The organism is Marivivens sp. LCG002, from assembly GCF_030264275.1.
GTDB lineage: Bacteria > Pseudomonadota > Alphaproteobacteria > Rhodobacterales > Rhodobacteraceae > Marivivens.
Genome location: NZ_CP127165.1, coordinates 2,059,070 through 2,073,021, shown reverse-complemented (window position 1 = coordinate 2,073,021; position 13,952 = coordinate 2,059,070). Strand labels below are relative to the sequence as shown.

The following is a 13,952-nucleotide window of genomic DNA, read 5'->3' as shown; positions in this document are numbered from 1 at the left end:
TGACGCCATGGGTCTAGGCTATTGGCTCACTTCTGCAAGAAGCGCAGCGTTTCCGCCTGCTGCTGTTGTGTCGATACAGGTGTGCCGTTCGTTGAGCACATGGGCGGCGTCGGGCAGTGCGCGGATGAGGGGAACGATGGGACCGTTCCGACGGGCAAGGGCAGCTTCGATTTTCTTGGCCGATTGATCATCCCCCCACCAGAGAACCGCGCCAAGCCCCTTGAGTTCTGAAAGACGCTCGGGCGCGATCATGCCCTTCGCCGCAACCGCCAGTCCGCCGAGTGCTTTGACCGCTGCGACTTGTTTTGCGACTGTTTCCTCAGTAGGACCAAGGCAGAGAACACCCGTGCGTGGAACCTCGCTCAGACGGTTTGACTCGCCCGTGGGGCCGGGGAGGCTGGTCGTGCGGATCGAAGTGGGGGTCGATAGGTTCTGGAGCGCATGTTCCACTTCGGTCACAGAGGCGTCAACGCGCCATCCGCCCGTTAGTGTGACAGGATCGGGCGCAATGAAACGCCCCAGATAATGCGGCCCGCCTGCTTTGGGGCCGGTGCCCGAAAGACCTTCTCCCCCAAAGGGTTGGCTTCCGACAACTGCACCGATCTGGTTGCGGTTCACATAGATGTTCCCGCATGTGACTTTGCCGACGATTTCCTCCACGCGGCTATCGATGCGGGTGTGAAGCCCGAAGGTAAGACCATATCCGCTTGCGTTGATGGCCACGATCACTTGGTCGATCTCGTCGGCCTTGAAGGTCGCCACATGGAGGACGGGGCCGAAAATCTCGCGTTCGAGGTCACCGATGCCTCCGACCTTGATCACCGTGGGGGCAATGAATGTGCCTTGGGCAGGGGATGCGATCTGATGCAGAACGCGGCCTTCGGCTTGGGCGGTCGCGATATGCGCGGCGATCCCGTCTCGGGCTTGGGCATCGATCACGGGGCCGACATCGGTCGACAATTGGAGTGGGTCGCCAAGGCGCAGTTCATCCATCGCACCCTTGAGCATGTTCATCAGTTTGGGCGCGATATCCTCTTGCACATAGAGGCAGCGCAGGGCCGAGCATCTTTGCCCTGCCGAGCGGAACGAAGACAAAAGAACATCCCGCACGGCATGTTCTGGCAGCGCCGTCGAATCCACGATCATCGCGTTGAGCCCGCCTGTTTCGGCGATGAGAGGCGTGCCTGCCTCGCAGTGTTCGGCCATGCTTGCGCGGATTTTCAGAGCGGTTGCCGTCGAACCCGTAAAGGCGACGCCTTTGACGTTCGGGTTGGACACGAGCGCTGCACCGATTTCGCCTTCGCCGGGGAGCAATTGGAGAGCGGTCGCAGGAACGCCTGCTTCCAGAAGCAGCCTCACAGCTTCAAAGGCAATCAATGGCGTCTGGCCCGCAGGCTTGGCCAGAACCGCGTTCCCCGTCGCGAGGGCCGCTGCGATTTGTCCCGTGAAAATCGCAAGGGGGAAGTTCCACGGCGAGATGCAAACCCATGTGCCCCTTGCTTTGCCTTGGGGAATACCGGCGGCGTAATACCGCAAGAAATCAACAGCTTCACGCAATTCACCCACCGCGTCGGCTAGGGTCTTGCCGGCTTCACGCGCCAAAAGGGCAAAAAGCTTTGCCGCGTTGGCTTCGTAAAGATCGGCGGCGCGGTTCAGGATCGTCTGTCTCTCGGCAAGAGGGGCGTCCCAGACTTTTGCATCCTGATGCGCACGCACACAGTCTTGGGCAGTTGCGGCCATGACGGTGCCGATGGTTGCGCCCGTTGCGGGGTTGACCACGGGTGAAGACACGCCGCCGCTCGTGCCGGCAGCCAAGATCGGCGAAGCGGTAAAGGCCACCGTCTCGAATTTGGCTCTTTCGCTCAAAATGGTGTCGAGCGTCGGTTGATGCGTGATGTCCCAGCCTTTGGAGTTCTGTCGCTCGGGTGCGAACAGAGCGTCCCCTGTGACGATCGGATGCCCGTTCGCAAGCTTTTCAAAAGGGCAGGCCGCAACGACTTCGGCAGGGACCGATGTATCGACGATCTGATTGACAAAGGAAGAGTTCGCGCCGTTTTCCAGCAGTCGCCGCACGAGATAGGCCAGAAGGTCCTCATGTGCACCCACAGGGGCATAGATGCGGCAAGCGGTCTTTTCCGCGTCCAGAACGAGGGTATGAAGCGTCTCGCCCATGCCGTGCAGGCGCTGGAACTCGAAACGATCCTTGGCGACGTTTTCTTCCTGAGCCAGTCGAAGAACAGCGGCCACGGTATGGGCGTTGTGGGTCGCGAACTGGGGATAGATGCGATCGGTGAGGCTCAGGAGCTTGCGGGCATTCGCGATATAGCTGACGTCGGTTGCGGCCTTGTTCGTAAAGACGGGAAAGCCGCTCATCCCTTCGACTTGCGCGCGCTTGATCTCGGCGTCCCAATAGGCCCCTTTGACCAGACGGATCATGATCTTGCGATCCAGTCGTTGGGCCAGATCATACAGCCAATCAATCGCGTGTCCCGCCCGCTGGCCATAGGCCTGAACCACGACCCCGAAGCCTTCCCATCCTTTGAGGGAGGGATCGCTGAGCACTTCCTCGATCACCTCAAGCGAGAGACTCAATCGATCCGCTTCCTCTGCGTCGATGTTGAACCCCATGCCTGCCGCGCGGGCGAGTTGGGCAAGAGCGCGCACGCGGGGGACCAGCTCGGTCATCACGCGATCACGCTGGGCGATCTCGTAACGCGGATGGAGGGCGGAGAGCTTTACGGAAATGCCCGGATTTTCGCGCACCTTGTCGCTTTTGCAATGGGCCGCGATCGTTGAAATTGCACGCGAATAGGCAAGTTGATAGGTGCGCGCGTCTTTGTCGGTGCGCGCGGCCTCTCCGAGCATATCATAAGAGTAGGTGAACCCTTTTGCTTGCATCCGGTCCGCGCGTTGCATTGCCTTTTCGATGGTTTCACCAAGCACAAACTGGCGCCCCATCTCGCGCATCGCGCGGGCAACCGCGGAACGGATCACAGGCTCGCCCAACCGCTTGATCGCGCCGCGCAGCGTCTTGGAGATGCCGGGCTTGCCCTCGTCCAACACGCGGCCTGTCAGAAGCAGCGCCCATGTCGAAGCATTCACCAGCGGCGAGGCGGAATGTCCCAGATGGCGGCTCCAGTCCGACGGCGCGATCTTGTCTTCGATCAAAGCGTCGATGGTCTCTGCGTCTGGCACCCGCAAGAGCGCTTCCGCCAGACACATCAAAGCAATTCCCTCGTCGGTCGAGAGCCCGTATTCGGCCAGAAAAATCTCCATCAGACCGGGATCACTCGTCTCGCGGATGCTGCGCACCAGAGAGGCGGCATGGGCGACGATCGCGTCACGGGCGGATTGCGAAAGGGCGGCCTCCTTGATGAGACGCTCGAGCGTCTTATCTTGCGGGGCATAGGTGTGGCTGTCGATTTTCGAGCAGAGATCAGAGGCAAAATCGCGGGGCATGGGAAACTCCAAGAGCATTTGACCTAGAATATCGTTGGATTTGCAGTCAAATTGCCTAATGTTGACCGTTGTGCTATGTCGTTCGTCTGAATTTGTAATTATTGGCAGGAAAAGTGGATGGAGAACCTAGATCTCTTTGATCGCAAGATTCTCGATGTCGTTGCCGTCGAAGGACGCATTTCGGTGACAGAGCTTGCGCAGCGCATCGGTCTGTCCAAATCGCCGACGCAGGCGCGGTTAAAGCGGCTGGAAGAGACAGGGGTCATTCGCGGGTATCGTGCGCTTTTCGATCCGATCCGGCTTGGTCGGGATCATGTCGCCTTTGTAGAGGTGCGCCTCAGCGATACCCGTGAAAAAGCGCTTTCCGCCTTTAACGAGGCCTGCTTGCGCATCCCCGAGATCGAGCAATGCCACATGATCGCGGGATCTTTCGACTATCTCCTGAAGGTTAGAACCTCGGGCATGCAGGGGTATCGCACCGTTTTGGCCGAGAAAATCTCGCTACTTCCGAACGTGGCACATACGTCGACCTATGTGGCAATGCAGGCGGTCAAGGAAGAAAACCTTTCAGCCGCTGCACTTGGCTAAAAATGCGCCAAGGTAATTGCCCTGCTTCACAAGGGCGAGTATGGAGAACGCACCATCGGCGCGGGCGTGATGGAATGGTAGACATACCAGACTTAAAATCTGTTGGGGCGTAGCCCCGTGTGGGTTCGAGTCCCACCGCCCGCACCATGGTTCCCGACTTTCGGTGTGTGCCGCTCCCTCCAAAGGGCGGGCCGCCCTGTCTAGAACTTGATGACTTCGCTCATTGCGCCCTGCGCGCGCATTCCACAGTAATAATTACAGTCTTCTGTCGGGTTGAGCGCGATGCCGTCCGCACCGATTTCTATCGAGAGGCGACAGGCCGAGTCCGCATCGACATAGTCCCAAGTGGTTCCGTTCTTTCGGGCGACGCCACTGGCAGAGCACATGTGCCCGTTCGCTCCAACGTAGAAATAGGAAAAGGCCATTTTCCCCAAAGTGCCGAAACCTCGAAAGCTTGCACCGCCCGGGAAGAATTCGACGCATTGTCCAAAGTCGCTGAGGGTGCCTTCGCTACAGGTTCCGCCGGTCGGCTCACCCAAATAGATGAAAGAGGTTTCAGAGGTCTGTGCATCGAATTTGGCGACGCTTTCGGCAAGCGCGCTGATCCTGTCGGCATAAGCGCCATAGATGCAGTCGGGATCATCACCACAGGCGTTCCGCAAGGAGAGCCATTCTTTCTGGCTTTCCTTGATCTGGGTCCCTGTCATCCATCCGGCGGTCTCGAACGAACGTTTGTAGGTTTCCCCCATAAGATCGTCCATCGCAGAGAGTTCGGCATCGTAACAGATCGTCGTTTCGGTGGGTGTCGAAGCTTTGCCGCAATCAAAGCTTGCTGCCGATACGGATGAAGCAAGGCAGCACATGATCATAATCGAAGTCTTTTGGACAGAGACGAGGGACATGGGCACTCCAATCAAACCGATACGCGTGTGGAAGTCTGTCCCAAATTTTTTGCGATGGGAAAGCATTTCTATGACTATGAAACCTTTCCGCGCAGGATAGACTGGACTGCGTAGAGTTTTGAAAGGGTTATGCGATGCGTAAGGGTCTTTTGGGTTTTGTCGCCGGATGCATGGTCGGGCCAACGGCGGTGCTGGCCGACGCCTCGTTCGAATGCAGCATGAATGCGTCCAGCCAAGTCGAGATCGGGGCCTGCGTGAACGAGATGTTGGCCACTGTGGATCAAACGCTCGAGGTCGCGCTTGGTTTTGCGATGGAGTCCGCCAAGGCACTTGATGATGCCACTGAACGAGAAGAGGCGGCCCCAGCGCTCGAAGCGTCGCAAGCGGCTTGGTTGGCTTTCAGGGATAGTCATTGCGACTATGTCGGAGCAACATTCGGCGGTGGTTCGGGCACGGGCATCGGAATTGCCTCCTGCCGCGTGGAACTGGGTCGAGAACGCATCGAAACGCTTTTGTCTTTGGTTCAGTAAGTAACTGTCCCAGAACGGAAAAGGCGGCCTTGTGGGCCGCCTTTTTGATTTAGGCTCCGATATAGTCGGAGAGGACCTTTTTCACACCATCCGCCCAAAGCGCGGTGATCTTTTCGGCAAAGGCATCGGCAAAGACCGTGTTTTCGGCAAGGTCACCGAAAACCGACTTGTTCTCAAGGAAGGCGCTCGGGCGCTCTTTGGCTTCAAGGGCGCGACGCTTGAGTTCTTCGTGATTGTCGTCATTCGGCGCAATTGCATTGCCTGCCTCGTCGGTGCCTGCGCAATAGCGGCACCAGAGCGCAACTTCGAGAGCAAGACCCTCGACGGCGAGCCCCTTGGCCAGCGCATCGCGTGCCGTGGGGAGAATGAACTTCGGCTGGCGGTTCGAGCCGTCAAGGCAAAGGCGCGGAATCGTGTCGCCTACCTCTGGGTTCGAGAAGCGCTCGATGATCTTTTCGCGATAGGCATCATAATCGACGCCCTCGATCGGTTCGAGCGTCGGCATGATTTCGCGGCGCTCCAGCGTGTCGAGCCAATCGCGGATCAGCGGGTCCGCCATCGCGTCGTGCACAAAGTGATGACCGATGAGGGCGGATGGATAGGCAATCGCGGCGTGGCCACCATTGAGAATGCGTAGCTTCATAAGCTCGTATTTCGCGACATCCGCGACGAATTCGGCACCGACCTTTTCAAGGGCAGGGCGGCCCGTCGGGAAGTTGTCTTCAAGCACCCATTGACGGAACGGCTCGCAGGCGACGGGCGCCGTATCGACGATCCCGAATTTGTCTTTGACCATCTCGCGTTCGCGGTCCGAAGTTGCGGGCGTGATGCAGTCCACCATGGAATTGGGGAAAGCGACATTCGCAGCGATCCAGTCCGCGAAAGCGGGGTCCGACAAGCGGGCGAGGCCGACAACCGTCTGTTTCGCTACATGCCCGTTTTCAGGAAGGTTGTCGCAGGACATGAAGGTAAACGGTTCGAGCCCGTTATTCCGACGAAGGCGCAGCGCTTTGATCACCATCCCGAAAACGGTTTTGGGGGCGTCCGCATGTGCAGCATCCGCGACCATATCGGGATGTGCCGCATCAAATCCGTTGGTGAGAGCGTTTACGTAATAACCGCCTTCGGTGATCGTCGTTGAGACGATCTTTGTCACGGGAGAGGCCATGCGCTCGATGAGCGCGTTCGGATCGACTGGCAGGAATTCGGTCATCGAACCCGTGACGCGCGCCGTGAGGCCAGAGGGGTCAAGTTCGACCACAGTGGTCAACAGATCCTGCTCCATCAGGCGTTCGCGCATCACTGCATCCCCGCCGCGCACGCCTGCGCCGCAGATGGCCCAATCATGGCTTTCGCCAAGGGCAAAGAGCTTGTCGAGATAGACAGCCATATGGGCGCGATGGAAGTTTCCGACCCCGACATGGAGGATCGACGCCGTCAGAGCGCTACGATCATAGGTCGGCACACCGATGGTTTCGGGGAGTTTGTCCAAAAGGGCAGAGTTCAGTTTCTGTGCCATCAGCTCATCCAATTCCCGCCGTCCACGTTATAGGTCTGGGCGACCACGTAATCGGCGTCTTTGCTTGCTAGGAAAATTGCCATTCCAGTGAGATCCTCGGGGCGGCCCATACGGCCGTAGGGCACCGAGAGTCCCACCTGTAGTTTCTTCTCGCCGGGGGCGAGGCCTTCGTATTTTGCGAAAAAGCTGTCCACGCCGTCCCAATGTTCACCGTCGACCACACCCGGTGCGATCGCATTCACATTGATGCCGTGTTTGATTAGGTTCAGGCCCGCAGATTGGGTGAGGCTGATGACGGCGGCCTTGGTCGCACAATAGACCGCGACAAGGCTTTCACCGCGACGACCCGCCTGAGACGCCATATTGATGATCTTCCCGCCCTTGCCGCGCGCGATCATGCTCTTGGCCACAGCCTGAAGCATGAAAAGCGTTCCGTAGACATTGACGCCGAAGATCTTGTGATAATCGGCTTCCGAAATCTCGACGATCGGCGCGGCGGTAAAGAGGGCGGCGTTGTTGACGAGAATATCAATGCCGCCAAAGGTGCTTTCGACTTGGGCGACGGCCTGTTCGATGCTTGCCTTGTTCGTGACATCACAATGCACAGCCATCGCCGCTTGGCCGATCTCGGCGGCGGCACGCTCTGCCGCCTCGAGATTGATGTCGGCAATCGCAACCCGCGCGCCTTCGGCCACATAGGCCTTGGCGAAGGCGAGTCCGATCCCGCGTGCCGCGCCTGTGATCAGCGCCGTTTTGCCGCTCAGTCGGGTCATTCGATGCGAAGTCCTTTTGCGTCGAAGCGGTGGATCTTGTCCTCTTCAGGCGTCAGATAAACCGTGTCGCCGTGATGAAGGTCGAACTCGCCGCCCACGCGCACGGTGATGGTGTCGGCAAGACCTGTTCCATGCACGTGGAGGAAGGTGTCCGATCCAAGGTGCTCGGAGACGCCGACCACGCCCTTCCACGCACCATCGGTGGCAGAGGCAGCGATATGCTCGGGGCGGATACCGATGGTTTCTGCGCCGTGCTTCTTGGCCAGTTCCCCTTCGATAAAGTTCATCTTGGGCGAGCCGATGAAGCCGGCAACGAATTTGTTGCGCGGCGCACGGTAGAGTTCGAGCGGGCTACCCACCTGTTCGATCACACCTGCCTGAAGAACGACGATCTTGTCGGCCATGGTCATGGCTTCGACCTGATCGTGGGTCACATAGATCATGGTTGTCGCGAGTTTCTTGTGAAGCTCGGAAATTTCCATGCGCATGCCGACGCGAAGCGCCGCGTCGAGGTTCGAGAGCGGTTCGTCGAAGAGGAAGGCCGAAGGCTCGCGCACGATCGCGCGGCCGATTGCGACGCGCTGGCGCTGGCCGCCCGAAAGCTGGCCCGGACGACGGTCAAGGTAGTTGGTCAGGTTCAGGACCGAAGCGGCATTCTCGACGCGCTTTTCGATCTCGGCCTGATCCATCTTTGCCATCTTGAGCGGGAAGGCGATGTTCTTGCGCACCGACATATGCGGGTAGAGCGCATAGGACTGGAACACCATGGCAAGGCCGCGCTTGGCGGGGGGCAGATCGGTTGCATCCTTGCTGTCGATGCGGATCTGGCCGCCCGAGACATCCTCAAGGCCCGCAATAAGCCGCAGAAGGGTGGATTTACCGCAACCCGAAGGGCCGACAAAGACAACGAACTCGCCGTCTTCGATAGTCAGATCAAGGGGAGGGATGACTTCTACATCGCCGAAGCGCTTGGCCACCTTATCAAGAGTAATGCGTCCCATTTCAGTCTTTCCTTATTTCACTGCGCCAAAGGTGAGGCCGCGGACAAGTTGTTTCTGGCTGAACCAACCCATGATGAGGATCGGAGCGATTGCCATCGTCGAGGCGGCCGAGAGCTTGGCGTAAAAGAGGCCCTCGGGGCTTGAGTAGCTGGCGATAAAGGCGGTCAGAGGAGCTGCCTTTGCGGCCGTGAGATTGAGCGTCCAGAAGGCTTCGTTCCATGCCAGAATGATGTTGAGCAGGATTGTCGAAGCAATGCCGGGCACGGCCATCGGAGTGAGGATATAGATGATCTCTTCGCGCAAGGACGCTCCGTCCATACGGGCCGCTTCGAGGATCTCGCCGGGGATTTCCTTGAAGTAGGTGTAGAGCATCCAGATGATGATCGGCAGGTTGATGAGCATCAGGACGACCACAAGGCCGAGGCGGCTGTCGAGAAGGCCGAGTTTGATGAACATCAGATAGATCGGGTAGAGAACGCCCACTGCCGGAAGCATCTTGGTCGAGAGCATCCACATCAGGATGTCCTTGGTGCGCTTGGACGGCACGAAGGCCATCGACCACGCGGCGGGAACCGCGATGATGATCCCCAAGAGAGTGGAACCACAGGCGATGATCACCGAGTTGGTCAAAAAGCGCATGTAGTCCGAGCGTTCCTGAACGATGGAATAATTCTCCAGCGTCCAGTCAAAGAAGAGAAAGACGGGGGGGGAGGCGATCGCCTCGCCCTCGGTCTTGAAGCTGGTGAGAATGGTCCACAGGATCGGGAAAAAGATCAGGAGACCGACAGCCCATGCGAGGGCGGTGTTGATCGCTTTGGTGCGGTTGGTAACAGCGCGAGCCATGATCGTTCCCCCTTAGTTATCGAGATTTTTGCCGACGATGCGCATCAGGAAGATCGCAACGATGTTGGCAAGGATGATGGCATAGACGCCGCCCGCAGATCCAAGGCCGATGTTCTGGCTCTCCAGAACACGCTGGAAGATCAGGTAGGAGAGTGTCTTGGTGCCGAATGCACCGCCGGTGGTCACGAAAATCTCCGCAAAGACCGACAGAAGGAAAATCGTCTGGATCAGGATCACGACGGTGATCGCGCGGCTCAGATGCGGAAGGATGATATACCAGAATCGCTTGAGCGCAGGCGCGCCATCCATCTCAGAAGCCTCGAGCTGCTCGCCGTCAAGCGACTGGATCGCGGTCAGAAGGATCAGCGTCGCAAAGGGGAGCCATTGCCAGCTGACAATGATGATGATCGAGGTCAGCGAGGCCTGGGACATCCATTCGACGGGCTGTGCGCCGAAAGCCTTCCAGAGGTGCGCGAAGAGACCGTTGATCGGGTCCATGAACATGTTCTTCCAGACTAGCGCCGAAACGGTCGGCATCACAAAGAACGGCGCAATCACAAGGATACGCACGATCCCTTGGCCCCACATCGGGCGGTCGAGAAGCAAGGCGAGGAGCACACCCAAAACAACCGTGATGGCAAGAACGCCGCCGACGATGATCAAAGTGGTGTAAACGCTCGGCCAGAAGGAACTGCTGGTGACGAAGCTGACGTAGTTGTCGAAGCCGACCCATCCAAGGTCGCCGCCACGAAGCGGCAGATACTTCTTGAACGAAAAGTAAAGGGTCATGATCAGCGGGACGAGCATCCATCCCAAAAGCAAAACGACGGCGGGGGCCATCATGATGCGCGCTGCTGATCTGGAGTGTTGTGTTGCCATGGACGCAATTCCTCTGTTGGCAGCGGAGACACCACCCTAACAAATTGAGCGATTTTTTGGAGCAAAATGCAGTGGTGCCAAAGGGCGACCCTGGGGCCGCCCTTTGATCGGGAGGAGCTTAGCGGTAACCGGCAGCTTCCATTGCGTCGTTGGTGATGGCCTGTGCCTTGGCAAGAGCTTCATCAATCGACTGCTGACCGGCGTAGACGGCCGAGAATTCCTGGCTGACTTCGGTGGCAATGCCAGCGAATTCGGGAATTGCTGCGAACTGAACGCCGACGTAGGGCGAGGGCTCAACGGTCGAGTCGTTCGGGTTAGCCGAAAGGATCGAGTCGAGGGTCATCTGCGCGAACGGAACCTTCATGTATTCGGGGTTCTCGTAGAGCGAGGTGCGTGCACCCGGGGGAACGTTTGCCCAACCTTCTTTCGAAGCAACGAGTTCGATGTAGTCGGTCGAGGTTGCCCATTCGATGAACTGCTTGGCAGCAGCTTCTTTCTGGGTGCCTGCGGGGATGGCGAGTGCCCATGCCCAGAGCCAGTTCGAACGCTTGCCAAGACCGTTGTCGGGTGCAAGAGCAAAGCCGACGGAGTCAGCAACGGTCGAGTCGTTGGGGTTGGTCACGAAGGACGCTGCAACGGTGGCGTCGATCCACATGCCGCACTTGCCCTGCTGGAACAGCGAGAGGTTCTCGTTGAAGCCGTTGGTGGCATAGCCTGCGGGGCCGGATTCGTTCATCATGCCGACGAAGAACTCGAGGGTGTCTTTCCACGGCTTGGTGTCGAACTGGGCGTTCCACTCCATGTCGAACCAGCGTGCGCCGAACGAGTTGGACATCGCGGTGATGAAAGCACCACCTTCACCCCAACCGGCTTTGCCGCGAAGGCAGATGCCGTTGATTTCGTTTTCGCGGTCGGTCATTGCAGCCGCTGCTTCACGAATGAAGGACCAGGTCGGAGCGGCGGGCATTTCGAGGCCGGCTTTTTCCATCAGGTCGGTGCGATACATGATCATCGACGATTCACCGTAGAACGGTGCGGCATAGAGGGTGCCTTCGTGCGACAGGCCGCCAGCCATAGCGGGCAGGATGTCTGCGACGTTGTATTCCTCGGAGAGATCATCCAGCGGGACGAGCCAGCCGTTTGCGCCCCAGATCGGCGTTTCATACATGCCGATGGTCATGATGTCGAAAGCGCCGCCCTTGGTCGAGATGTCGGTGGTGACGCGCTGACGCAGAACGTTTTCTTCAAGCGTAACCCACTCGACGGTGTGGCCGGTCTTTGCGGTGAAATCTTCGGTCAGGCCCTGCATGCGGATCATGTCGCCGTTGTTCACGGTGGCAATGGTCAGTGTCTCGGCGTTGGCAGCAAGAGCTACCGAGCACAGAGCGGATGCGCCCAGAAGAGCGCGAACTGTCTTTTTCATGGTTTCCTCCCATTTGCCCGTTTGTGGGCAATTGCTAAGTCAGTGGGCATATATTCACTATAGCTGCGCAAAGTTGTCAATCCCTGTCCTCCGCTGCGCTGCGTCATCCAGAAAAGTTATTGTTTTGCAATTGGTTGTTTAGATTCAAAAACCAAAAGGCCCGACATTTTCGTCGGGCCTTTGCTTGTGCTGCGGCGCAGCAATTGGGTGTTCGGGAGGAAGTTAGCCTCGATTCCGTGCCTCGTTCAGTTCGAGAATCGTCTGTGCGGTAAGCTCTGCGGTGATCAATCCGTTGACCAGTTTTCCGCGCAAAGCTGCCAGAATCGCGCGTGCTTTTTGCTTGCCTACGGCAACCGCAATCATGCGCCGATCCCCTGCCGCGTTCAGCCGCGCAGAGGCCACGCGGCTGTTGAAATTGCAATCCATCAATTCGCCGTTGTCGTCGTAAATCCAGCTCGTGATCTCGCCCGCCGCGCCGCGTGCTTCGAGTTCGGTGAGTTCTTTTTCGCTTAGGAAGCCGTCCTGATAGACGGGCGCGGTTGCTCCGATGTTGCCGATACCGACGAGTGTGAGATCTGCTCGTGCGCAAAGCGAAAGCGTGTTGCGCATGGACTCTTGGGCGTGGAGCACCTGAACCTCGTCGCTCGTCTGTGCGAGAACAGGAAGCGGATAGGGATATTGTTTCGCGCCGATACGTTCGGCCAACTGGATCGTAGCGTTGTAAGGGGTCGCCGATCCGTCACTCATCATGTTTCCAAGACGAGAGACGATCCGGTGCTGGGGGCAGTTCATCCGCGGAAGTTGCTCCACCGTCGATTTGAGTGCACGGCCTGTGCCCATGGCGATGATCCGCTCTTCGTCGGTTTTTAGTGCCCGTTCCAGCTCTGCTGCGGCGGCAATGGCTACGCCTGTGGTGAGGTTGGGTGCATCCGGATCAGAGGGCACGACCTCGCAATATTGGAGCCCGAACGTCTCTTTGAGCGCGCCGGCAAGGTCCATGCATCGACCGATCGGGTGATCGAGACGCACCTTTACGAGCTTTTCGCTCACCGCCATGGCGACCAAACGTTGGGCCGATTGCCGCGAAACCCCGAGCTTGCGAGCGATTTCGTCCTGCGTATTGCCGGCGACATAATAGAGCCAACCCGCGCGCGCGGCGTCATCAAGCCTTGTGGTTTCAGGTGTAAAACGTCCGTTGCTCACGCGTGGTCCCCGTTCGAGAATTCGTTTAACAGGTGCGGGAAATCCTCCCATTTGTCAAAGGATCTGACATGCGATGGTTGAGCAAGGCGTAGTCCCTTGAGGTGACTGGCGCCTGCATAGGCAAGCACGTGCATTTGCGCGGCCGAACCTGCTTCAAGACCGGGCAGGCTGTCTTCGATCACCAGTGTGCGGGAGGGCAGGGCACCCATTTGCTTGGCGGCAAAGAGAAAGAGATCAGGGGCGGGTTTGCCGTGCTCTACCTGACTTGCCGTAAAGACGTTTGCCCCGAAAAAGGGCGCAAGACCTGTCACACCCAGAGTGCGTGCAACCCGAGGCGGGCTTGAAGAGGTGGCCACGCAGGTCTTCAAACCCGCAGCCTGTGTCGCCTTGATCGCGTCGAATATCCCATCGGTCACGCGAAGCTCTGTCTCGAACCGAGCAAGAAGGTTGGCCCGATATCGCTGTTCGAAGTCCGCAGGCAGAACCGTGTCGAAGTTCTTGGCCAGCGATTTTGCGACCGTAGGGAAGCTGCGGCCAAGGCAATGCGTGCGCACGTAATCGCGGTCGATTTCAATGCTGATCAGCTTTAATTCATGAATGAGAGTATCGGCACTGAGAATTTCGCTGTCCACAAGGACGCCATCACAGTCAAAGATCACAAGGTCCAACATATGCCACTCGTGCGGTGAATTTCCGTTGGGGTAGCATGCGGCGCGTTTCGGGAAAAGCCGTTACCGCTATCATGTGACGTTTTGTTCTTTATCGGTGAAACAGTCGGCAAAAGAAAACCCCGCCAAAGCAGAGCCTTGGCGGGGCAATTCAATCGGTTTCA

12 protein-coding genes and 1 tRNA gene are annotated in these 13,952 nt (G+C 58.2%); 3 read left to right on the top strand and 10 right to left on the bottom strand.

Translation table 11 applies throughout. The annotated features are described in order from the left end of the window. Positions 1–18 precede the first annotated feature (18 nt). Positions 19–3,459 carry a bifunctional proline dehydrogenase/L-glutamate gamma-semialdehyde dehydrogenase PutA gene (gene putA, locus QQG91_RS10260; protein ID WP_285770134.1) on the bottom strand — a complete coding sequence of 1,147 codons (3,441 nt, stop codon included), beginning with the start codon at positions 3,457–3,459 and terminating at the stop codon, positions 19–21. A gap of 117 nt (positions 3,460–3,576) precedes the next feature. Here putA and QQG91_RS10255 point away from each other — a divergent pair, with 117 nt between their 5' ends. Then, a complete protein-coding gene (locus QQG91_RS10255) occupies positions 3,577–4,047 on the top strand; it encodes an Lrp/AsnC family transcriptional regulator (RefSeq protein WP_285770133.1) in 471 nt (156 codons plus the stop codon). 60 nt (positions 4,048–4,107) lie between these two features. Beyond that, a tRNA-Leu gene (locus tag QQG91_RS10250) sits at positions 4,108–4,194 on the top strand. A gap of 53 nt (positions 4,195–4,247) precedes the next feature. Here the strand turns inward: QQG91_RS10250 and QQG91_RS10245 are convergent. After that, on the bottom strand, positions 4,248–4,949 hold the full coding sequence (locus QQG91_RS10245; RefSeq protein WP_285770132.1) for a lysozyme inhibitor LprI family protein: 702 nt from the start codon (positions 4,947–4,949) through the stop codon (positions 4,248–4,250). A 134-nt stretch (positions 4,950–5,083) separates the two neighbouring features. Between QQG91_RS10245 and QQG91_RS10240 the strand changes: the two genes are divergently transcribed. Then, the gene (locus QQG91_RS10240) at positions 5,084–5,479 is read left to right on the top strand and encodes a lysozyme inhibitor LprI family protein (protein ID WP_285770131.1); all 396 of its coding nucleotides are present in this window, start codon (positions 5,084–5,086) and stop codon (positions 5,477–5,479) included. Between the two features lie 49 nt (positions 5,480–5,528). Here QQG91_RS10240 and QQG91_RS10235 read toward each other — a convergent pair whose 3' ends face one another. The 8 genes from QQG91_RS10235 to QQG91_RS10200 form a co-directional block, all read right to left on the bottom strand. Further along, positions 5,529–6,998, bottom strand: coding sequence for a mannitol dehydrogenase family protein (locus QQG91_RS10235; protein WP_285770130.1), 1,470 nt, complete (start codon positions 6,996–6,998; stop codon positions 5,529–5,531). After that, a complete protein-coding gene (locus QQG91_RS10230) occupies positions 6,998–7,771 on the bottom strand; it encodes an L-iditol 2-dehydrogenase (RefSeq protein WP_285770129.1) in 774 nt (257 codons plus the stop codon). Before QQG91_RS10230 ends, QQG91_RS10235 begins: the two co-directional genes overlap by 1 nt. Beyond that, complete coding sequence (locus tag QQG91_RS10225) at positions 7,768–8,772, bottom strand: ABC transporter ATP-binding protein (RefSeq protein ID WP_285770128.1); 1,005 nt, start codon at positions 8,770–8,772, stop codon at positions 7,768–7,770. Before QQG91_RS10225 ends, QQG91_RS10230 begins: the two co-directional genes overlap by 4 nt. 12 nt (positions 8,773–8,784) lie before the next feature. Continuing rightward, a complete protein-coding gene (locus tag QQG91_RS10220) occupies positions 8,785–9,615 on the bottom strand; it encodes a carbohydrate ABC transporter permease (protein ID WP_285770127.1) in 831 nt (276 codons plus the stop codon). A 12-nt stretch (positions 9,616–9,627) separates the two neighbouring features. Next, complete coding sequence (locus QQG91_RS10215) at positions 9,628–10,494, bottom strand: carbohydrate ABC transporter permease (RefSeq protein WP_285770126.1); 867 nt, start codon at positions 10,492–10,494, stop codon at positions 9,628–9,630. Between the two features lie 118 nt (positions 10,495–10,612). Then, a complete protein-coding gene (locus tag QQG91_RS10210; protein WP_285770125.1) occupies positions 10,613–11,917 on the bottom strand; it encodes an ABC transporter substrate-binding protein in 1,305 nt (434 codons plus the stop codon). Between the two features lie 222 nt (positions 11,918–12,139). Then, entirely contained in the window at positions 12,140–13,120 is a 981-nt protein-coding gene (locus tag QQG91_RS10205; protein WP_285770124.1) for a sugar-binding transcriptional regulator, read from the bottom strand. After that, the gene (locus QQG91_RS10200) at positions 13,117–13,791 is read right to left on the bottom strand and encodes an HAD family hydrolase (protein ID WP_285770123.1); all 675 of its coding nucleotides are present in this window, start codon (positions 13,789–13,791) and stop codon (positions 13,117–13,119) included. Before QQG91_RS10200 ends, QQG91_RS10205 begins: the two co-directional genes overlap by 4 nt. Positions 13,792–13,952: the final 161 nt, after the last annotated feature.